Below are 20,188 nucleotides of genomic sequence, written 5' to 3'. Positions count from 1 at the left end.
GTCGAAGAGGCGCCGGGCTCACTCCGCCCCGCCGAGGGCGGCCTCCATCACCGCGCGGGCGATCGGGGCCGCGTTGCCGCCGCCGCTGACGTCGGCCCGCTTCGCCGCCGCGTCCTCGACGACCACGGCCACCGCCACCGCCGGATCACCGGAGCCCGGGTCCTGGGCCCAGGAGATGAACCACGCGTACGGCGTACCGGTGTTGTCCACCCCGTGCTGGGCGGTGCCGGTCTTGCCGCCGACCCGCACCCCGTCGATCGCCGCCCGGGTCCCGGTGCCGTTCTCGACCACGTCCACCATCATCCGCTGGAGCTGCCGGGCGGTCGAGGGCTCCATCGCCTCCCGGTACTCGTCCGAGCCCTCCCGGCGGACGGTCCTCCCGTCGTGGTCGGTGATCCGGTCCACCAGGTGCGGGCGGCGCAGCTCGCCGCCGTTCGCCACGGCGGAGGCCACCATCGCCATCTGGAGCGGGGTGGCCGTCGTGTCGAACTGGCCGATCGAGGACTGGGCGAGCTGGTCGTCGCTCATGTCCGAGTCGAAGTTGGAACGGGACACCCCCGAGGGGATCCTCAGACCGTCGTCGTTGAAGCCGAACCTGCCGGCGGCCTCCAGCATCCCGTCCAGGCCCACCTGGACCCCGAGATGCGCCATCACCGTGTTGCAGGAGACCCGGATGGCCTCGGCCAGTGACGCCTCCTCGCAGCCCCGGGCCTCGTCGGGCAGCGTCGTCGTGGTGCCGGGCAGCACATAGGGCGAGGGGGTGTCGGTGGCGGCGTCCGGGTCGGTCACCACCCCGGCGTCCAGGGCCGCCGCGGCCGTCACGATCTTGAAGGCGGAGCCCGGCGGGTAGGTCTGCCGGATGGCCCGGTTGAGCATCGGCCTGCTCGCGGCCGCGTTCAGCTCCGCCCACGCACCGGTGACCGAGGGGCCCGTACCGGAGAGCCGCTGCGGGTCGTACGAGGGGGAGGAGACCAGCGCCAGGATGGCGCCGGTCGCCGGATCGAGTGCCACGGCCGCACCGCGCCGGCCCGCCAGGCCCTCGTACGCGGCCCGCTGGACGGACGCCTTCACCGTGGTGACGACGTTGCCGCCCGGCTGCCGTGAACGGGTGATGTCGCCCCACAGCGGGAGGGGGGCCAGGACGGACGCCGTGCCGTTCAGGACGTCGTCCTCGGCGTTCTCCAGCAGGGAGGTGCCGTACGTCTGGGAGGCGTAGCCCGTCACCGGGGCGTACAGCGGGCCGTGCCGGTAGGTCCGCTCGTGGGCGAGCTGTTCACCGGTGTCCTCCGAGCCGGTGACCGGCTCGTCGCCGACCAGGATGTCGCCGCGCGCCTGGTCGTAACGGGCGATGGTGTTGCGGCGGTTGGCGGGGTTGTCGTCGAGCGAGGATGCCTCGAAGAGCTGGATCCGCGCCGCGTTGACCAGCAGCGCCACCAGGAGCAGCAGGCAGAAGGCGGCGGCCCGCCGGATGCAGCGGATCACCGGCCGGCCCCGCCGAGCCGGCCGGGGTCCGGCGCGTCCTCCTCGACGACGGGGGCGATCACGTCCCCCTCCGCCTGGCCGGGCCGCGGGGTGCGGGCCACGTCGCTGACCCGGATCAGCAGCGCCACGATGATCCAGTTGGTGACGACGGACGAACCGCCCTGCGCCAGGAACGGCATGGCCATCCCGGTCAGCGGGATCAGGCCCGTCACCCCGCCGGCGATCACGAAGACCTGGAGCGCCAGGATCGAGGCCAGCCCGACCGCCAGCAGCCGGCCGAAGGGGTCGCGCAGTGCGAGCCCGGCACGGTAGCCGCGGGCCACCAGCAGCGCGTAGAGGAGGAAGACCGCGGTGAGCCCGGCCAGTCCCAGCTCCTCGCCCGCGGTCGCCAGGATGAAGTCGGACTTGGCGGCGAAACCGATGAGGACCGAGTGGCCGAGCCCCAGGCCGGTACCGAGCATGCCGCCCGCCGCGAAGGCGAACAGCGACTGCGCGAGCTGGCTGGGGCCCTGGCCGGCCTCGATGGTGGCGAAGGGGTTCAGCCAGTCCTCCACCCGGCTGTGCACATGGGGTTCGAAGGAACCGACGACGAAGGCGCCCGCCGCGGCGAGCAGCAGGCCGACCGCGATCCAGCCCGTCCGCCCGGTGGCCACGTACAGCATGATGACGAAGAGGCCGAAGAAGAGGAGGGAGGTGCCCAGGTCCCGTTCCAGGACCAGGACCCCCACGCTGATCAGCCAGATGGCCACGATCGGGCCCAGCACCCGGCCGGTGGGCAGCTGGAGCTTCCAGATCCTGCGGCCGGTGTACGCCAGCGCGTTGCGGTTCGCCGCCAGGTAGGCGGCGAAGAACACGGCGAGCAGGATCTTGGCGAACTCGCCGGGCTGGAAGGAAAGTCCACCGGCCCGGATCCAGATCTTGGCCCCGTTCACCGCGGGGAAGAAGATCGGCACGATCATCAGCACCAGCGCCGTCGCGACCGAGAGGTACGCGTACCGCTGGAGCACCCGGTGGTCGCGGAGCAGGACGACGACCGCGATGAAGAACGCCACCCCCAGCGTCGACCAGACCAGCTGGGTCGTCGCCGCCTGGTCCTTCGGCGTCTCCAGGTCGAGCCGGTAGATCAGGACCAGGCCCAGGCCGTTGAGCAGCACCGCGATGGGAAGCAGCAGCGGATCGGCGTACGGGGCGCGGAACCTGACGGCGAGATGGGCGAGCAGGGAGAGGAGGCCGAGCCCGGCGCCGTACCCGAGGACGTCGGGCGGGACGGCGCCGCTGCGGGCGAGGCCGACGGCCGTGTAGCCGTAGACGGAGATGATCACCGCCCCGGTCAGGAGCGACAGCTCGACCCCCCGCCGCTTGGGCAGGCGTAGCTCGGGCGGCCGTGCGTCCGCCGTCGTTGCGGTCATGCCCCGCAACGTAGCAAGAGGCGGGTGTTATTTCTCTTATGTCGGTTTCGTGGTCCTTATGCCCTGGCTCTAGCCCTGGTACGGGTTCCGGCCGTCCGGCGTGTACCCGGGCTGCTGCGGAGCGGTGCCGTACGGGTCGCCGTCCTGGCCCGACCGGGCCTGGGCCAGCAGCCGGTCCGCCTCCTCGGCGGGGATCTGCCGCTCCCCGCCGCAGAAGGTGCACTGCGTCGCGTACTTCGTGGAGAACGGGAAGAGCGGCACGAAGAACAGCGTGAACTTCGTGACCCGCTTGCGCAGGGTGTGCGCGGCGGGGTTGCCGCACCAGCCGCAGACCATGGTGAGGACCGCGAGCTGGTGGAGATAGCCCTTCGTACCGAAGATGATCATGATGTGGTCCCTTGTCCTGTGTCGGTTCCCAGAGCCCGCCGGCAGAGCGCCAGCAGTTTCTCGTCCTCGTGGATGTCATGGCTGCCGCATCCACCGTCCAGCGCGTTGTGGCGGCGGACGGAGCGGAGCTCGGCACGCAGCACCCGCGCCACCTCCGAGCCTGCACCGGCCGGGCCCGTCCGCGCCAGGTGTCCCGCGATCCGGACACGGGTGTGACGGTCGTGCTCCCAGGCGTCGAGGAGCACCGGCACGCTCTCGTCGTCCCGGCCGGTCACCCCGCTCAGGGCGATGGCCGCGTCGACCCGCAGCCACAGTTCGCCGTGGGCCAGCAGCGCGCGCAACCCCGGCGCCGCCACCGCCGCCGCCGGGCCGAGCCGGCCCAGCACGCCCGCCGCCGCACGGCAGTCGTGCACCCGCCGGGACCGCAGGCCCTCCAGCAGCACCGGGAGCACCGCGGCGGCGTCACCCTCGACCGACCAGAGGGCCTCGGCGGCCTCCGTCGCCGTCGTCCCGCCCCGCCGTACCAGCGCCCGCAGCTCGTCCGCCGCGCGGGCCGCCGCCGGGCCGAACGCGTCCAGTGCCCGCAGCGCGGCCGTACGCAGCCACTCGCCCCGGTACTCCGGCGCCCCCCGCAGCACCCGCAGCACCTCCCCGGCCGCCTCCCCGGCCCGCAGCGCCGTCAGCCCGGCGAGCAGGGGGGACGCCCGGTCGTACGCCCCTTCGTCCAGCCCGACCTCGCCCAGCCGCCGCCGCAGTATCCCGGCGAGCGGTGCCGCGGCCTCCCCCAGGTACCCGATGGCGTACCCCACGTCGTGCGGCACCTCGGACTGCTCCAGGGCCGCCGCCAGCGCCGGAAGCACCCGGGCGTCCCCCGCCCTGGCCAGCGCGTTCACCGCCGGGCCCAGTGCGGGCGGCCCGCTCGCCCACCGCCGCACCCAGGCGTCCGGGGCGGCTGCCACCCGTGCGGCGAGCGCGTCGGCGGCCGGTACGGCCAGCGAGTGGAGCTCCTCCAGCGCGTGCGCCGCGGCCTCCGCCAGCCGGGGCTCCGGGTCGCCGAGCAGCTCCCCCATCAGGCGCACCGGTTCGTCGTACACGCCCCGCCAGGACCGCATCAGCACACTGCTCATCCGCACGGCGTCGATGCGCTGCCACGGATCGGGGCTGCGCAACTGGTCCGTCAGCAGCGCGGTGCGGTCCTCCACCCGGTTGTCCAGACCCCCGTGCAGGGTCCGCAGCAGATCGGTCGCCCAGGGCGCGCTGCGCCCCGCCGTCTCCTCGGCGCGCAACGCCCGTACCTGCCCGACCAGCGTCGGGGACGCGGCCCGCTCACCCGGGCCCGCGAACCCTTCGGGGTCCCGGCCCGCGGGGCGGGAGCGCAGCTCCCGCAGCAGTCCGGACACCAGCGGCACGACACCGTCGGGCAGGACGTCGGGCGCGCACCGGGCCAGCTGGGCGAGGGCCGCGAGCCGTAGACCCGGCGCGTACGCCTCGGCGGCGAGACGGCTCAGCCAGTCGGCGGCCTGCCCCGCCACCGGCCGGTGGCGCAGCGCCACCCGGCCCGCCGCCTCGACCAGCGCGAGGCGTATCTCGTCCTCCGGCTCCACCGGCAGCCGCTCCCGCAGCAGGGTGAGCACCCGGGCCGGTCTGCTGTGCAGGGCGGCGAGGGCCAGCGGGGCGGCCAGCCGCACCCCCGGGTCCTCGTCGGCGACCAGCTCGCAGAACACCCCCGCGCCGGCGGTGACGGCGGCCGCCGCCATCGCGTAGTTCGCCGCGCCCTCGATCTCGTCCTCGCCGATCTCGTCCTCGTCGTCCTCGGCGAGATCGATGCCGCCGATGCTGGTGAGCAGTTCGACGATGCTGCCCCGGTCCTGGACGCCGGGGTCGACGACCAGTTCGAAGAGGAACGGTATGCAGGCGAGCGTGCACGCGTACACGTCGCCCTGGTGGTGGACCGCGCCGTACATCCCGTCCAGCGCGCTCTCCCGCTCGGCCGGATCGGCCGAGGCCAGCCCGCGCAGCAGCACCGGCACGTCGTCGGCCGGACCGTAGGCGTGCTCCATCGAGGCCCAGTCGACCTCGTCGATCCCCGCGAACACGCCGTCCCCTCCCCGTGCCGTCCCACGTGCCCCACTCCTCGCCGGGCGGTGTCCGTGAAGCGCTCTGCGCAGAGTGTGCACCACGGCCCCGGCAATTCCACCCTCTGCTTGCGGCCTTTCCTGACATGTGCTGGGCAGCTGCGGGCGGGCTGCGGTCCGCCGCCGCAGGCCGCCGGGACCCCGCCCGGGGACGGGGCGGGGGCGGAACGGATCCCCGCACCCCCGGGGGGATCTGTCGGAGCGGCCCCTTACGCTACCGGGCATGAGCACAGGCGCCGGCCCGTCGGGACGGGTGGTCGACGGTCGTTTCACGCTGGTCGCAAGACTGGGCGGCGGTGGCATGGGGATGGTCTGGCGCGCCCGGGACCAGGCCCTGCACCGCGATGTCGCGCTCAAGGAGGTCCGCCCGCCGGACCCGGCCCTCGCCGAGCACGACCCCGGGGCCGCGCGGACCCTGCGCGCCCGGGTCATGCGGGAGGCCCGCGCGCTGGCACGGCTGGACCACCCCAACGTGGTGACGATCCATCACATCGTGGACCCGGGCGAGGAGGGCTACCCGTGGATCGTGATGGAGCTGGTGGAGGGGTCCTCGCTCCAGGACCGCCTGGCCGCCGGGCCCATGCCGCCGCGGGAGGCGGCGGAGCTGGGCAGGGGCGTCCTCTCGGCGCTGCGGGCCGCCCACGCGGCGGGCATCCACCACCGTGACGTGAAACCGGCCAACGTGCTCCTGCGGACCGACGGGCGCCCCGTCCTCACGGACTTCGGGATCGCGGCGATCCGTGAGTCGACCAGCCTCACCGCCACCGGGGCACTCATCGGGTCGCCCGACTACATAGCCCCCGAGCGCATCCGCGGCACCGAGGGCGATCCCTCCTCCGACCTCTGGTCGCTGGGCATGATGCTCTACGTCGCCGTCGAGGGCCACCACCCGCTGCGCCGGGCCACCACCCTCGCCACCCTGGCCGCCGTACTCGACGAGGAGGTGCCGCCGCCGGTGCGCGCCGGAGCGCTCGGACCGGTGCTGGGCGCGTTGCTCACCCGGGACACCGCCGCCCGGCCCGACGCCGGGACGCTCGACCGGATGCTGGCCGAGGCGGCCGCCGGGGGAACCGTCACCCCCGCCGTCCCGCCCGCCCCCGCCACCCCGCCCGCCTCCGTCGCCCCCGCCGTCCCGGCCGGCACGCTGCCGCTCTCCCGTCCGGCCGTACCGCCCGTTCACGCCCCGCACCCGGTGACGGCCGCGGACCCCGGCACCGGGCCGGGGCGGCGGCACGACCCGTGGTCCTCGCCCGGCGCCGGAGCGGCGACCGTCCCGGACGGCGGGCCCGACCGCGACGCGCGTCTGCGGCGGACGATCCGCCGGATCGCCCTCGCCTCGTCGCTCACCACCACCCTGGCCGCCGTCGCCGTCTACCTCTGGGCCTTCGGCCCGCTCTCCGGCGACGAGGAGGGCGGCAAACGCTCCGGTACCGCGGTCAGCGGCGCGCCTTCGCCGGTCGTGAGCGAGGACCCCGCCCCCGCCGCCTCCGGTACCGCCCCGGCCCCCGCCACCCTGCTGACCCCCGGCGGGGCGCGGCAGGCGATCGAAGCGCTGGCGGAGGTGATGGGCGGTACGGAGGTCACCGATTTCACCCTCTACGACGGGCACGCCTCGGCGAGCGCCCCGCTGGAGAGCGACCCCGGGCTGTACGACGACTACTCCTACAGCGACGGCCGCGCCGAGCGTTCCGGCGCGGGAGGCCCCCTCACCTCGGACAGCGCGCTCCTCGACCTGGAGGAGATCGACTGGGACAGGCTGCCCGCCCTCCTGCGCGACGCGCGCACGACGCTCAACGTCCCCGATCCGGCCCTGGAGGACTGCTACGTGATCGTGGAGCCGGCCTCCGTCTTCCACGAGGACCGGCCCGTCCTGCGCGTCTACGTCTCGGACGACTACGGCGGCGCGCACCTCACGGCCGGTATCGACGGGAAGGTCATCGACCGCAACCCCCGCGAAGGCGGCTGACCGGAGGCGGCCGGCCCTCCCCGGGGCCCGTTCCGCGCGCCGCCGCCTCCCGCCGGTCCCGGGGTGCACGGTCTCCCGCTCCCGGCCCCCGCTCCCTCCGGTTCCCGGATTTCCGTCCTCTCCGGCCGGCCGCACGGTAAGGTGCGCCGTGCCGCGACTGGCGAGCGCCCCCAGGGCGCGGAAGTGGAAACGACCACGAGGGAGCGGCACTCCCCGGGCATCCGGGGCGTCATCGCCGGAAGGCCGTCCGCCTGGGCAGTCCGGGTCCACGTCGCCCCGCGCGACCGACCCGGGAGGACCCCGTGGCCGTACAGCCGTCCGAAGACCGCCGCCCCGCCCTGTCCGCAGCCGATCCCGAACTCGCCGCCCTGGTACGGGCGGAGGAACGGCTCCAGGCGGACACCCTGCGCCTGATCCCCAGTGAGAACTACGTGTCCGCCGCCGTGCTGGAGGCGTCCGGCACCGTTCTGCAGAACAAGTACTCCGAGGGCTACCCGGGCAGGCGCTACTACGAGGGCCAGCAGGTCATCGACCAGGTGGAGACCCTCGCCGCGGAACGGGCCGAAGCGCTGTTCCGGATGGACCACGCCAATGTGCAGCCGTACTCCGGCTCGCCCGCCAACCTCGCCGTCTACCTGGCGTTCCTGAGGCCGGGCGACACCGTCCTCGGGATGTCCCTGCCGATGGGGGGCCACCTCACGCACGGCTGGGGCGTCTCCGCGACCGGCACCTGGTTCCGGGGGGTGCGCTACGGGGTGCGCCGTGACACCGGGCGCGTGGACCTGGACGAGGTGCGCGACCTGGCGCGCGCCGAGCGGCCCAAGGTGATCTTCTGCGGCGGCACCGCGGTGCCCCGGGTCATCGACTTCGCCGGCTTCGCCGAGATCGCCAGGGAGACCGGGGCGGTCCTGGTCGCCGACGTGGCCCACATCGCCGGGCTGATCGCCGGCGGCGCGCACCCCTCACCGGCGCCGTACGCGGACGTGGTGTCCACCACCACCCACAAGACCCTGCGCGGGCCGCGCGGAGCGATGCTCCTGACCACGGCCGAGCACGCCCGTGCCATCGACCGTGCGGTCTTCCCCGGCCTCCAGGGCGGCCCGCACAACCAGACCACGGCCGCCATCGCGGTCGCGCTGAAGGAGGCGGCCGCACCGGAGTTCGCCGGATACGCCCACCAGGTGGTGGCCAACGCGCGCGCCCTGGGGGAGGAGCTGGCCGCCCGGGGGTTCGACCTGGTCTCCGGCGGCACGGACAACCACCTGCTCCTGATCGACCTCACCGGCAAGGACGTGCCCGGCAAGACCGCCGCGAAGGCCCTGGACCGGGCGGGCATCGTCGTGAACCACAACGCCGTCCCCTACGACACCCGTAAGCCGTTCGACCCGTCCGGCATCCGCATCGGCACCCCCGCCCTGACCTCCCGGGGCGTGCCGGCCGCCGCGATGGGCACGGTCGCCCGGTGGATCGATCGTGTGGTCGAAGCCGCTCGTACAGGTGACGAGGACACCGTTTCCGAGGTCAGGGCCGAGGTGAAGGTGATGATGGACGCCTGTCCGGCGCCGGGCCTCCCCCTGGTGTGACCGGCCCACCGGGGCCGGCCGGGGCGTCACGGAGCCCCGCCTGCCCCGGAACGCCGGGTCCTCGATACCGCGCGCCCGCTCTGCGCCCTGTGCCGGCGGCGGGGCGCCGTCCACGCTGGAAGGAACGGGGGAGCAGGACGGAGGACCGGCCCAACGGCGAACAGGAGGGGACACGATGCAGGATCTGAAGGTCACGTCATGGCAGCTGTTCGGGCACGACCGGCTCTATGTGAACCTGCCCGACGGCACGGCGATCGGCTGGGCGGACCTGGGCAGCGGCACGATCACCGTGCTGCACCCGAGCTACCGTGACGCCGTCACCGACGCGCTCGCCCGCCAGGTACCGGACATCCCGCCCCTGGGCGAGACGGAACCCCCGGCCCCGCCGGCTCCACCGCCGCCCGCACCGCGCATCCCGCCGTTGCGCCGGATGCGCAAGAGGGCCGGGGCCGCGGCCCCCGGCGGTGCCGCGCGGCCGGTCCAAGCGGTCCGGGTACCGGAACAGGCGGCGGCGCCCCGGCAGGAGCAGCACACGGAGCAGTCACCGGAGCCTTGTGCGGAGCCGTCCTCCGGGTTTTCCTCCGGGCTGCCCGCCGGGCTGTCTTCCGGACAGCACGCCGGGCAGCCCTCGCGGCAGTCCCCGGAGCAGCCCCTGCGGCAACCCCCGGAGCAGCCCTCGGACCAGTCGTCCCCGGAGCAGTCCCCGAAGCGGCAGGCGCCTTCGGGGCGTCCGGGGCCCGCGCCCCGGCGGACAGGGCTGCCCGCGCTCACGCCGGCGACCGACCTCGCCGTCCGCAGGCCCGGCACAGCGCTGAGGGAGCAGCTGGGGGAGTCCGGGGCTGCGGGAGCGCTGGTGCGCGCCGCCACCGGGGCGCTGCGCCGCACCAAGGAGCCCGACGCCCGTCGCACCGCCCTGGCCGGTGAGCGGCGGGTCGGGGCCGAACTGCGGCGGCTGACCCGGCACGGCTGGCGCGTCCTGCACTCCGTACCCCTGCCGGACGGCGGGGAGATCGGGCATCTGCTCATCGGGCCGGGTGGGGTGTTCGCGGTGCACGCGGAGCACCGTCCGCAGGCGTCCGTACGGATCGGTGACGGCACCGTGCGGGTCGGCGACGGGGAGCCCCTGCCGTACGCCCTCGACGACCGTTTCGGCGCGGGGCGGGCCCAGGCCGTGCTGGAGGCGCACTGCGCCTTCCCGGTGCCGGTCGGGACCGTCGTGGTGTTCGCCGGGGTGACGGCCCTGGAGGTGGTCACCACCCCGCCCGGGGTGCGCGTGCTGAGGGAGCGCCAGGTCTCCTCGCTGGCACCGCTGTCCGGGGTGCTCACCCCCACCCAGGTGGAGCGGGTCTACGACGTCGCGCGCAACCGGGAGGCGTGGGCGGACGCCTGACGGGGAGGGGCCGGGCGGCCGCACCGCCGCCCGGCCCCTCCCGGCGGGAGCGAGCGCGTCTCCAGCGGCGCTGCAGCCGCCCCCGGCAGCCTGATGCGTGACGGCGCAGCCATGAGGGCCGCAGCCGCGAAGGGAGTCGTCATGTCTCAGCCGGTCGGGACCCTCCGCCAGCAGGTCACCGGTGACCTGTACGCCGAGGTGCAGACCTTCTACGCCCAGCAGATGCGCCGCGTCGACGGGCTCGACATCGAGGGGTTCGCCGACACGTTCACCGAGGACGGGGAGGTCGTGCACGCGGGCGGGCACCGGCAGTCCGGCCGTGAGGAGATGATCGCCGGGATGCGGTCCAGCCTCCCCCGGTACCAGGACATAGCGGTCCGCCACTGGTTCGGCCACCTGATCATCGAGCCCGACGCGGCGGACGAGGACACCCTGCGTGTCTCGTACTACACCCTCGTCACCCAGACCGACCGTGAGGGCAAGGTCAACTTCCAGCCGACGTTCACCGTGGACGACGTGCTGGTGCGCCGTGACGGCCGGCTGCTGACGCGTTCCCGGGTCATCCACCGCGACACCCCGGCGGCCCCGCCCGTCGGCTGACCAGGCTTCGGTACACCCGGTACGTGGACGAGGGGCCCTGTGCGACAGGGCCCCTCGTCCACGTACCGGGGTGCGGGCACCCGGTGCGGTGTTCAGTCGATGCCCCGGCAGATGTGCGGTTCGCTCCCGTCGTCGTCGGGGTCGCCCGCCAGCAGCAGGGGGACCCAGAGGGGTGCGCCGCCCGGCACCGGTGCCGGGGCCGCGGGCCCCGGCACCGGCTTCCGCGCCGCAGCCCCCGGTGCCGGGGGCTCCTGTGCCACCGGCTCCTGTGCCGAGGGCCCGGGTGTCGAGGGCCCCGGTGTCGCGGGACCGGGTGTCGTACGGACCGCTGTCTCACGGTCGAGCAGAAGCGTCTCCATCGACGCGTCCTCCTTCTCGGGAAGGTGCGGCTGCCCTCAGGCGTGGCATGCGGGCAGTCCGCCGTGGTAGGCGACCATCTCCTGGAAGGAGGCCGCCACATCGATACGGGCGCCCGGGGCCAGCCCCTCCAGCTCCGCGTACGCGCGGTGCAGGTTGCCGACGAGCCGTTCGGCGTCCGTCAGCCCGGCGAAGGCCCCCAGGTCGGCCTGGCGGGCGGCCTCCAGAGGGGTGGCCCCCCGCCGCAGACCCTCCTCGGCCAGCCGCTGGAGCATCCGGATGTAGGACTCCGTGGCGTCCAGCAGCTCCGGGCCGCCGACCGGCCCGTGGCCGGGGACGACGACGGCCGGGCGGAGGGCCCGCATCCGCTCCAGCGCCGCCAGCGAGCCGGTGACCGACCCCATCAGGAGGTACGGGGTCACCCCCGACCAGACCACGTCGCCGGTGAACAGGACACCGCGCTCCGGCACCCAGGCCACCACGTCGTTCGCGGTGTGCGCCGGGCCGACGTGGAGCAGTTCGGTGCGTACACCGCTGCCGTGCAGGGTCAGTTCGTCCCGGAAGGTCAGTGTCGGCAGGGTCAGCGGGGTCTCGCCCCACTCGACGTCCGGCCACAGGTGGCGCAGGCCCAGGCCGGCCTCCTCGGTGTCCGCCCGGGTCCCGGCGTGGGCCACGACCACCGCACGGGGCACGAACTGCCCGTTGCCGAAGGTGTGGTCGCCGTGGAAGTGGGTGTTGACGACGTAGTCGGGGCCGCCGGGCACCACCCGGGCCACCTCCTGGCGCAGCCTCCGGGTGCGGGACTCGGTCGCCGCCGTGTCCACCAGGACGGCGGTGTCCCCGCCGGCGACCAGGCCGGCGTTGTTGAGGCACCAGCCGCCCTCGGGCTGGACGAAGGCGTACACGTCGTCGGCGACCCGCACCAGCGAGCCGGGCGGCGCCGTGGAGGCGGACGCGGCGGAGGAGGCGGCCGACGCGGCGGACGCGGCCGGGGAGGTGAGGGTGTCCGTGTTCACGCGCCCGCCTCCGCCACCGGGAGGAGCCGGCCGAAGCGGCCCTGATGGAAGAGGAGCGGGTCGGCGTCCGGCCGGGTGGACAGGGCGACGACCCTGCCGATGAGGAGGACGTGGTCCCCGGCTTGGTGCTCGGAGTCCAGGACGCACTCCACGTACGTCTCCGCCCGGGGCAGTACGGCGTTACCGGTCACCCCCTCCTCGGCGGCCAGCCGGAGCATCGCGGCCCGGCCCTTCGGGCGGTCGGGGCGGCAGAACTCCTGGGCCAGGTCGCGCTGGGACCCGGCCAGCACGTTCACGGCGAAGCTCCCGGCGCGCGCTATCCGCGGCCGCATCCGGCCGTCCGCCTTCACCGACACCAGGACCAGCATCGGGTCGAGCGACACCGAGACCAGACTGTTGAGGGTCATGACGAGGGCGTCCTCGCCGCTCCCCTGGGTGAGCAGGGTGACACCCGTGGGGAAACGGCCCATCGCGGCGCGGAAGGCGGCCGCGTCGGGTCCGGCCAGCAGGGCGCCTGCGGTCGCAGCGGTCATGTCAGTACTCCGATTCTGCTTGTGCCATCAGGGCTTTCGGTGGCCGTCGGCCGGAGCCGCCCCGTGGGTTCGCCACCGGTCGGTGCCGTCGGCGGCCTTCAGTAGTTGCCGAGCCCTCCGCAGACGTTCAGCGCCTGCGCGGTGATCGACCCGGCGGTGTCGGAGGCCAGGTAGCCGACCAGGCCGGCGACCTCCTCGGGGGTGGAGTAACGGCCCAGCGGGATCTTCGCGTTGAACTTCTCCTGGATGGACTCCTCGCTGACGCCGTAGTGACCGGCGTAGCCCTGGCGCACCCGCTGGGCCATCGGCGTCTCCACATAGCCGGGGCAGACCGCGTTGACGGTGATCCCGGTCGGCGCGAGCTCCTTGCCGACGGCCTTGGTGAAGCCGATGACACCGTGCTTGGACGCCGAGTACGGCGCCGCCAGCTCCACGCCCTGCTTGCCGCCGGTGGAGGCGATGTTGATGATGCGGCCCCAGTCGCCGTCACGCATCAGCCCGGCGCTCAGCACCTCGCGGGTGACCCGGAAGGTGCCGTTCAGGTTGGTCTCGATCACGTCGTCCCAGAGCGAGTCCTCGATCTCGGCGGTCACCCCGCCACCGCCCCGGCCCGCGTTGTTGACGAGGACGTCGATCCGGCCGTACTCGGCGACCGCCGCCGCCACGGCCGTACGGATCTGCTCCGGCGAGGTCACGTCGCACACGGTGCCGGCCACCTCCAGGCCCTCCTCGCGCAGCCGCTTGACCACGGTGCGTACGCTCTCCTCGCCGCGCGCCACCCCGAACACCGCCATCCCCCGGCGGGCCAGCAGTTCGGTCACGGCCAGGCCGATCCCGCTGGTCGCACCGGTGACGAAAGCGACTCGTCGTCCCGTGTCTGTCATCGTGCTCTCCCCATCACTCGTGCCTGGTCGGTCCACGTCGGTCAGACGGTGGGCCCGGCTCCTTGCGGACTTCTCGGACCGCGCCGGAGCGCCGGTGGAGGCGGCGGGTTCGAGCCGTCCTCGACAGGGGGACGAGCGACGGGCGCCAGCGTGGGCCCCCATTCGAAGCGGCGACCGGGCGGACACCCGGCTGGAGCGAGGAGGCCCCGTGCCCGAGCAGACGCAGACCCTGCCCGACGTGAGGAAGTCGGTGACCGTGGCGGCGACGCCCGACCAGTGCTTCAAGATCTTCACCGAGCGCCCCGCGGCCTGGTGGCCGCCGTCCCACGTCCTGGTGCGCAAGGAGCGGGCCGGACTGGCCTTCGAGCCGGGCGTGGGCGGGCGTTACTACGAGTGGGACGTGGAAGGCACCGAGATCGCCTGGGGCCGCGTCCTGGAGTGGGTGCCGGGCCGCCGGGTCGCGATGACCTGGCGGATCGACCCCAACTGGCAGTCCCTGCCCACCGACGAGGGGGCCAGCGAGATCCAGGTCGACTTCGAGGCCGTCGACGCGGGCCGCACCAAGGTGTCGCTGGCACACGTCAAGCTGGACCAGCACGGTCCGGGCGCCGAGCGCATCTTCAAGGCGCTGGACGGGCCCAGCCCGGGGGAGACCCTGGCCCTCTTCGAGAAGGCCGTCGCGGACGGAGCGGGCGCATGAGCGTGGACGCGCCGGCCGCCCCCGCCACCGCGGCCGCCCAGGACACCGGCCTCGCCGCCGCCGCCGACCGGCTGCGGCCGCTCGCGGCCCTGCACGCACCGGACGCCGACGCCGGCCGGGCCCTCCCCCGTGAGGTGACCGACGCGATACGCGAAGCCGGCTTCGCCCGGCACTTCGCCCCCGCCCGCTTCGGCGGCACCGAGGGCACCTTCGACGAGCTGACCCGGGCCGTGGTCTCGGTCGGCGAGGGCTGTGCCGCCTCCGCGTGGTGCGCCTCGCTCGCCGCGTACTCCGCGCGCTTCGCCTCCCACCTGCCCGAGGAAGGCCACCAGGCCCTGTGGGGCACGAGCCCCGACACGGTCGTGGCGACCGGCCTCATGCCGGCCGGGCGGGCCCGTGCCGTGGACGGCGGCTGGCAGGTCACCGGCCGCTGGGCCTACGTCAGCGGCGTCGACTTCGCCGACTGGGTGATGGTCTGCGCGGCCGTACCGGGCGGCGACGGCCCGCCGCGGCTGCGCTTCTTCACCCTGCCCCGGGGCGCGTACACCGTGCAGGAGACCTGGAACAGCGTCGGTATGCGGGCCACCGGCAGCCACACCGTCGTCGTCGACGACGTGTTCGTACCGGCGTACCTGTCCTTCGACCGGACCGACATGCTCAGCGGCCGCAACGCCACCTCCACCGTGCCCGTCCACAACGTGCCCTTCCAGGCCGTCGGCAGCCTCAGCTTCATCGCCCCGGTCGTCGGGGCGGCCGCCGGGGCCCTGGCGGCGTGCGCCGGGTCGATCACCGGCAGGCGGCGCAGCGAGAGTGCCGAACTGACCGTCCTCCGGGCCTCCGGCCGGATCGACGCGGCCCGCGCCCTCGTCACGCAGAACGCCGAGGTGCTGGACCGGCGCCTGTTCACGCCCGAGCACATGGCCCGCAACGAGCGCAACGCCACCTACGCCGCGGAGACCCTCCGCGAGGCGGTCACCCTGCTGGTCGGCGCGGCGGGTACCGGCGGCCTCGGCGAGGAGCACGCCCTCCAGCGCTTCTGGCGGGACATCACGTCCGCCACCAGCCATGTCGCGCTCCAGTACGACACGTCGGCCCGCAAGACCTACTCGGCGGTACTGCTGGGCCCGGTCGAGTGAGCGGTTGAACAACGAGGAGGGGCGCCCCGCGGTGGGCGCCCCTCCGTCGTGCGGCTGAGGGCGGCGGAACCACCTGGAACGGTTGAGATCCCTTGAGCCTCCGGGGCGAAGGCTCAAGGCTCCCCTCTGAGTGCTCCGGGGATCTGTGCCAGGTTGTACGGCGGTGTCCGCTCATGGCCGTGCAGGGAGGCGCGGGGCTTTCCACCGCGCTCCGGCACGTCCGGAGCCCAGCGGGCACCAGCCCACGTGGCTCTTGGAGTCAGTTCCTGACAAGGCATCATGCAATGGACCCCGGCGACGGGACATCGGCCGACGCCCATGGAAAACCCGACGGTAGTCGAGCAGGAGCCCCTGTCGGTATCGAGACCGGTCTTGCCGGACGAGTCGGCGCCGCTGCCACCGCAGCCCCCGCACCGTTCGTTGGAGGCGGGCGAGAGCCCGGCACCTGTTCGGGCTCGCGATCAGTTGGTGCGCGAGACCTCCTCCAGGGCGTCTTCCCAGGTGTGCTGCTCGGCGTGGCCGGCGAACAGACAACAACCCTCACCGTCAGGACCCGGGGCGGCCACCGGACAGTCCGGCAGCACGACAAGTTCCACCTCGTCCGTCCCGTGCCAGCGGAGCCACAGCGCGGTCCCGTACGCGCCGATGTCGGCGAGGAGACCGAAGTGCTCATCCTCGTCGTGCGCGGGCAGCTGGCACTGCACCGCCCTGTCGATGTACGGGGCGGCCGATCGCTCCTGTACTTCCCGTACCAGGCCGTAGGGCACCTGGTGCCAGTGCACGCACCGCATCACGCTTTCACCTGAAGAGGACTGCTGGAGTGAGGCGGGCAACCTGTGCAGCGAGGACACAGGCATGAGGGAAAGCTGACGGGATCGGGGGGAGCCACCGGGTTCTCGACCTCCCGAACCTCTGTCGGCCGGCCCCACGTCCGGCCGGAGTCACGGGAGACCCTGATTCTCATGAGGACGCGCCGGCCGGCGGCCTGGCCCCCAGCCCGCGCGATGTCGTCCGGGACGGGTCTCGAAGCCTCGCCTCTCGTGATCATTACCGAACTCCTTTGTGAATCCCCTTGCTCGTCCGGGGGGATATCCAGGAAACCGCCGGGAGTCCGGGATCTCCACGGCATTGATGCGGCAGTCTTGGCGCAGATCCGTGCACGGGCGCCGAAAAGGCCGAAGCCGGTGAGAGGAGCGCCGTGGGACTGGCGGAACAACGCCGGGCACTGGGCTACAGTCAGGAGGAATTGGCTGAGTTGCTCGGTGTGGACCGCACAACGGTCGGACGCTGGGAAAGTGGAAGGGTGGCTCCCCAGCCGCCTCAGCGGCGCTGTCTGGCCGCAGCCCTCGGCATCGGTCTTCGCGAGCTGGACATCTTCCTGAAGCCGCCACGAGCCGCAGACCAGGAGGCCCCCGGTCTCCGTTCCAGCGACTCCTCAAGTGTGGGAGACCCCGACGAAATGATCCGCCGTGAGTTCCTCCGCATATTGACGGTCAGTGGTGCTCTGACCGCTCTGCCTGCTGAGGAGGCCGAGGCTCTGGCCGAGGGCGTCCGCCGGGGAGCGCCTGCCGACTTCGCGCGCATGAACGGGCATCTCTGGCAGGTCTACCGACTCGCTCGTTCCAAGGGGTCCGTCTACCCCGTGGTCCGGGACCAGTTGACGACACTCAACGAGGCGCTTGCGGGCTCCCGTGGAAGTACACGGCATTTGTTGGGCGCGGCTGCCGATCTCTTCCAACTGGCTGGTGAGGTGGCGTTCGACGGTAACCGGTACTCCGATGCCGCCGCTTCGTACGCGCTTGCCGCGTCGGTCGGCAAGGACGCCGAGGCGTACGACCTGTGGGCCTGCGCGCTGGTCCGTCACGCCTACGTGGACATGTCCGAGCAGCGCTATCAGCAGGCTGCGCAGATCCTTGGCGCGGCCGAGCGACTGGCCGGCCGAGGGGACAGCCGCCTCTCGACCCGGCACTGGGTCGCATCCGTCCAGGCCGAGGCGTACGCCGGGCTCGGCGACCTGGATGCATGCGAGCGCGCGATGGACCGGGCCGAGACCGTCCGCGACCTCACCCCGGAAAGCCTCGACGTCGGTTGGCTCCGGTTCGACGGCGCGCGACTGGCCGAGGAGCGAGGATCACGCTACGTACGACTCGGCCGTCTCGATCTGGCCGAGAGGGCCTTGAAGAGCGCCTTGGAGCAGACGGCCCTGGCACCCGGGCAGTCCTACCGGAGACGTGCAGCGGTTCTCACCGATCTGGCTGCCGTCGGTGCGAGGCGGCGGGACGGGGAACAGGCCGTGGAGTACGGGAGGGAGGCCCTCGCGTTGGCCAGGTCCTCCGGGTCCGGCTATGTCGTCCGTAAACTCCTGGGCCTGCGCAAGGAGTTCAGGCCATTGGGCCATGACCGCCGTGTGGCGGAGCTGGGGGCGGAGATCGCCGTTCCGGGCACGCCGTGACGAGAGGGGTGGGTATGTCGCAGACCGAGGGTGCACGACTGTTCCGGGAGGCATGGATCGCGGGAGTCCTCCGGCACTTCCCCGGTGAGCCGAAGGCCGGCTATGTCACGCCGTGGGACGGCACTCCGCAATGGGAGCGGGAGGCGGCGGGCGCCGTCCACGAGCAGGTCCGCCACTTCGTCGAGGTCAGCGGCGGCACCACGGTACGTCTGTCCCGTGAGCAGAAGGGCCGCTTCGTCGCCACGTGCTGGACGGCTCAGATGTTCAAGCACTTCGAGGACCCGAAGCCCGGATACGTGGCCGACTGGGCCGATCTGCCTGCCTGGCAGCAGGAGACCGACGCCGACGTCTTCGAGGCCATCGAGAGGGCGCCGGCCTGACCGCGCCGGTCCTCCGGCGTGCGGCCGGCGGTTCTCCGGCGCGGGTTCCGCCCGGCGCGGTCGGGCTCCTCCGGCCGCCCGCGCACCCTCGCGCCGGGCCGTCTCGCCGCGGTGGTTCAGACAGGGGTGGTCTGTCTCTCCTGGACGGGTGCCCGGCCCCGCACAGGCGCGGGGGGCCGGGCGAAGGTCTTGAGGTCGAAGCCCGGTTCCCGGGCCGCCTCGGGTGACGGGCCGGTGCCCGCGGCCAGCAGGCGGCGGGTGATGCCGTGGTCGGCGGGGCGGTTCAGGGACTCGGCGCCGATCAGCAGGCCGCCGCGGAAGCAGAGGACGGAGAACCGCCCGCCCGCCACGTCGCCGACGGTCACGGTCTCGTCCGGGGCGGCGGTGAGGCCCGCCATCTGGAGCCGCAGGCCGTACTGCTCGGACCAGAACCAGGGCACCGCGGTGTACGGGGCCGGTTCACCGCAGATCGCCGCCGCGACACAGCGCGCCTGGTCCGTGGCGTTCTGCACCGACTCCAGGCGGATGTGCCGGCCGGCGTACGGGCTGGGGAAGCGGGCGCAGTCACCGATCGCGTAGATGTCCGGGTCGTCGGTCCGCAGGTGGCTGTCGACCACGATGCCGTCACCGACGCCGAGTCCGGCGCCCAGGGCCAGGTCCGTGTTCGGGACCACCCCGATCCCGACGACGACCAGGTCCGCGGCGATCCGTTCGCCGCCGTCCAGCTCCATCACCCGGACCCGGCCCGTGCCGTCGCCGTACAGCGCGGTCACCTCACGGCCCAGCAGCACGCGGACCCCGGCGTCCCGGTGTCCGGTGACGACCCGTTCCGCCATGACGGGGGTGAGCGCCCGGGCCAGGGCCCGCGGCTGTGCCTCCACCACCGTCACCTCGTGGCCGAGCCCGCGCGCGGTGGCCGCCACCTCCAGGCCGATGAAGCCCGCGCCGACCACCACGACCCGCTTCGGCGATCCGCTGAGCCGCAGCCGGAGGTCCTCCGCGTCGGCGGTGCCGCGCAGCGTCAGCACCCCGGACAGGGACGCGCCGGGGACCGGCAGGGTGCGCGGACGGCAGCCCGTCGCGAGCACCAGCGTGCCGTAGGGCAGCCGCAGCCCGGACGCCAGGCAGACGGTGTGCCGGTCGCGGTCGACCGAGGCGACCCGGTGGCCGGCCATCAGCTCGATGTCCTGGGCGGCGTAGAAGGACGGCGGGCGCAGCACGGTCTCCTCGGGGGCGACCGCACCGGTCAGATAGCCCTTGGACAGCGGCGGCCGGTCGCAGGGCCCGCCCGGTTCGTCACCGATGAGGGTGATGCGGCCGGTGAAGCCCTTGGCGCGCAGCGCCGCCGCGGTGTCGGCCCCGGCCTGGCCGGCCCCCGCCACGACCACGGAGTCGGCGGCCATCAGCTCTGGGCCTCGGGGAGGTGCACCAGCAGTCCGTCGATCGCGTCGGACACCGGGAGCTGGCAGCTCAGCCGGCTGAACTCCGAGCGTTCGCAGGCCGTTCCGTACAGGACGTCGTCCTCGACGTCGTCCATCGCGGGCAGCGGCAGGGTGTTGGCCGGGTCGATGTACACATGGCAGGTGCCGCACTGGGCGGAACCGCCGCACTGGGCCTCGATGCCTTCGACGTTGTTGAGTTTCGCACCGCGCATGACCGTGTTCGGGGCCTCGACGTCGACCACGGTGACGGTTCCGTTGGGATGCTGGTAGGTGATCTTGGCCATGGCTAGCTCTCCTCGGGGAATATCGGCCGGCCGGGCGGGACGACGGGACAGC

19 protein-coding genes are annotated in these 20,188 nt (G+C 73.6%); 8 read left to right on the top strand and 11 right to left on the bottom strand.

The window, feature by feature from the left end; genetic code table 11:
* Positions 1-18: 18 nt before the first annotated feature.
* The 4 genes from CP967_RS10390 to CP967_RS10375 form a co-directional block, all read right to left on the bottom strand.
* Positions 19-1,482 carry a peptidoglycan D,D-transpeptidase FtsI family protein gene (locus CP967_RS10390; protein WP_150487704.1) on the bottom strand — a complete coding sequence of 488 codons (1,464 nt, stop codon included), beginning with the start codon at positions 1,480-1,482 and terminating at the stop codon, positions 19-21.
* Entirely contained in the window at positions 1,479-2,891 is a 1,413-nt protein-coding gene (locus tag CP967_RS10385; RefSeq protein WP_150487703.1) for an FtsW/RodA/SpoVE family cell cycle protein, read from the bottom strand. The genes CP967_RS10390 and CP967_RS10385 overlap by 4 nt, the downstream gene beginning before the upstream one ends.
* A 69-nt stretch (positions 2,892-2,960) precedes the next feature.
* Positions 2,961-3,278: a zinc ribbon domain-containing protein gene (locus CP967_RS10380; protein ID WP_150487702.1), complete on the bottom strand. Its 318-nt coding sequence runs from the start codon at positions 3,276-3,278 to the stop codon at positions 2,961-2,963.
* Positions 3,275-5,374 carry a HEAT repeat domain-containing protein gene (locus tag CP967_RS10375; RefSeq protein ID WP_150487701.1) on the bottom strand — a complete coding sequence of 700 codons (2,100 nt, stop codon included), beginning with the start codon at positions 5,372-5,374 and terminating at the stop codon, positions 3,275-3,277. The genes CP967_RS10380 and CP967_RS10375 overlap by 4 nt, the downstream gene beginning before the upstream one ends.
* A gap of 262 nt (positions 5,375-5,636) precedes the next feature.
* On the opposite strand from CP967_RS10375, the gene CP967_RS10370 reads away from it, so the two are divergent.
* From CP967_RS10370 to CP967_RS10355, 4 genes are all read left to right on the top strand, one after another.
* Positions 5,637-7,379: a serine/threonine-protein kinase gene (locus CP967_RS10370; protein WP_190174974.1), complete on the top strand. Its 1,743-nt coding sequence runs from the start codon at positions 5,637-5,639 to the stop codon at positions 7,377-7,379.
* Between the two features lie 302 nt (positions 7,380-7,681).
* Entirely contained in the window at positions 7,682-8,962 is a 1,281-nt protein-coding gene (locus CP967_RS10365) for a serine hydroxymethyltransferase (protein ID WP_150487700.1), read from the top strand.
* Positions 8,963-9,137: 175 nt separating this feature from the next.
* Positions 9,138-10,352, top strand: coding sequence for a nuclease-related domain-containing protein (locus CP967_RS10360; protein ID WP_150487699.1), 1,215 nt, complete (start codon positions 9,138-9,140; stop codon positions 10,350-10,352).
* Positions 10,353-10,493: 141 nt separating this feature from the next.
* Positions 10,494-10,952 (top strand): nuclear transport factor 2 family protein, encoded by a 459-nt coding sequence (locus CP967_RS10355; RefSeq protein ID WP_150487698.1) that lies wholly within the window; start codon positions 10,494-10,496, stop codon positions 10,950-10,952.
* Between the two features lie 92 nt (positions 10,953-11,044).
* Here the strand turns inward: CP967_RS10355 and CP967_RS10350 are convergent, their stop codons facing one another.
* From CP967_RS10350 to CP967_RS10335, 4 genes are all read right to left on the bottom strand, one after another.
* Positions 11,045-11,311: a hypothetical protein gene (locus CP967_RS10350; protein WP_150487697.1), complete on the bottom strand. Its 267-nt coding sequence runs from the start codon at positions 11,309-11,311 to the stop codon at positions 11,045-11,047.
* A gap of 36 nt (positions 11,312-11,347) precedes the next feature.
* A complete protein-coding gene (locus CP967_RS10345) occupies positions 11,348-12,325 on the bottom strand; it encodes an MBL fold metallo-hydrolase (protein WP_150487696.1) in 978 nt (325 codons plus the stop codon).
* Positions 12,322-12,858: a flavin reductase family protein gene (locus CP967_RS10340; protein ID WP_150487695.1), complete on the bottom strand. Its 537-nt coding sequence runs from the start codon at positions 12,856-12,858 to the stop codon at positions 12,322-12,324. Before CP967_RS10340 ends, CP967_RS10345 begins: the two co-directional genes overlap by 4 nt.
* Before the next feature lie 98 nt (positions 12,859-12,956).
* Positions 12,957-13,742 (bottom strand): SDR family NAD(P)-dependent oxidoreductase, encoded by a 786-nt coding sequence (locus tag CP967_RS10335; protein ID WP_150487694.1) that lies wholly within the window; start codon positions 13,740-13,742, stop codon positions 12,957-12,959.
* Positions 13,743-13,950: 208 nt separating this feature from the next.
* On the opposite strand from CP967_RS10335, the gene CP967_RS33935 reads away from it, so the two are divergent.
* Both CP967_RS33935 and CP967_RS10325 read left to right on the top strand, forming a co-directional pair.
* Positions 13,951-14,442, top strand: coding sequence for an SRPBCC domain-containing protein (locus tag CP967_RS33935; RefSeq protein ID WP_167535360.1), 492 nt, complete (start codon positions 13,951-13,953; stop codon positions 14,440-14,442).
* Complete coding sequence (locus tag CP967_RS10325) at positions 14,439-15,578, top strand: acyl-CoA dehydrogenase family protein (protein WP_150487692.1); 1,140 nt, start codon at positions 14,439-14,441, stop codon at positions 15,576-15,578. The genes CP967_RS33935 and CP967_RS10325 overlap by 4 nt, the downstream gene beginning before the upstream one ends.
* A gap of 461 nt (positions 15,579-16,039) precedes the next feature.
* On the opposite strand, the gene CP967_RS10320 is transcribed toward CP967_RS10325, so the two are convergent.
* Entirely contained in the window at positions 16,040-16,369 is a 330-nt protein-coding gene (locus CP967_RS10320; protein WP_150491782.1) for a hypothetical protein, read from the bottom strand.
* Between the two features lie 407 nt (positions 16,370-16,776).
* Here CP967_RS10320 and CP967_RS10310 point away from each other — a divergent pair, with 407 nt between their 5' ends.
* Together CP967_RS10310 and CP967_RS10305 are read left to right on the top strand one after the other, a co-directional pair.
* Positions 16,777-18,030 carry an NsdA family TPR-like regulatory protein gene (locus CP967_RS10310; RefSeq protein ID WP_150487690.1) on the top strand — a complete coding sequence of 418 codons (1,254 nt, stop codon included), beginning with the start codon at positions 16,777-16,779 and terminating at the stop codon, positions 18,028-18,030.
* 14 nt (positions 18,031-18,044) lie between these two features.
* Entirely contained in the window at positions 18,045-18,410 is a 366-nt protein-coding gene (locus CP967_RS10305) for a hypothetical protein (protein ID WP_150487689.1), read from the top strand.
* A gap of 116 nt (positions 18,411-18,526) precedes the next feature.
* Here CP967_RS10305 and CP967_RS10300 read toward each other — a convergent pair whose 3' ends face one another.
* Positions 18,527-19,813: an NAD(P)/FAD-dependent oxidoreductase gene (locus CP967_RS10300; protein WP_150487688.1), complete on the bottom strand. Its 1,287-nt coding sequence runs from the start codon at positions 19,811-19,813 to the stop codon at positions 18,527-18,529.
* A complete protein-coding gene (locus CP967_RS10295) occupies positions 19,813-20,136 on the bottom strand; it encodes a 2Fe-2S iron-sulfur cluster-binding protein (protein WP_150487687.1) in 324 nt (107 codons plus the stop codon). The genes CP967_RS10300 and CP967_RS10295 overlap by 1 nt, the downstream gene beginning before the upstream one ends.
* Positions 20,137-20,188: the final 52 nt, after the last annotated feature.

Source organism: Streptomyces nitrosporeus (assembly GCF_008704555.1).
Lineage (GTDB): Bacteria > Actinomycetota > Actinomycetes > Streptomycetales > Streptomycetaceae > Streptomyces > Streptomyces nitrosporeus.
The sequence above is the reverse complement of the archived record's forward strand: the minus strand, read 5'-3'. Positions and strand labels throughout refer to the sequence as shown.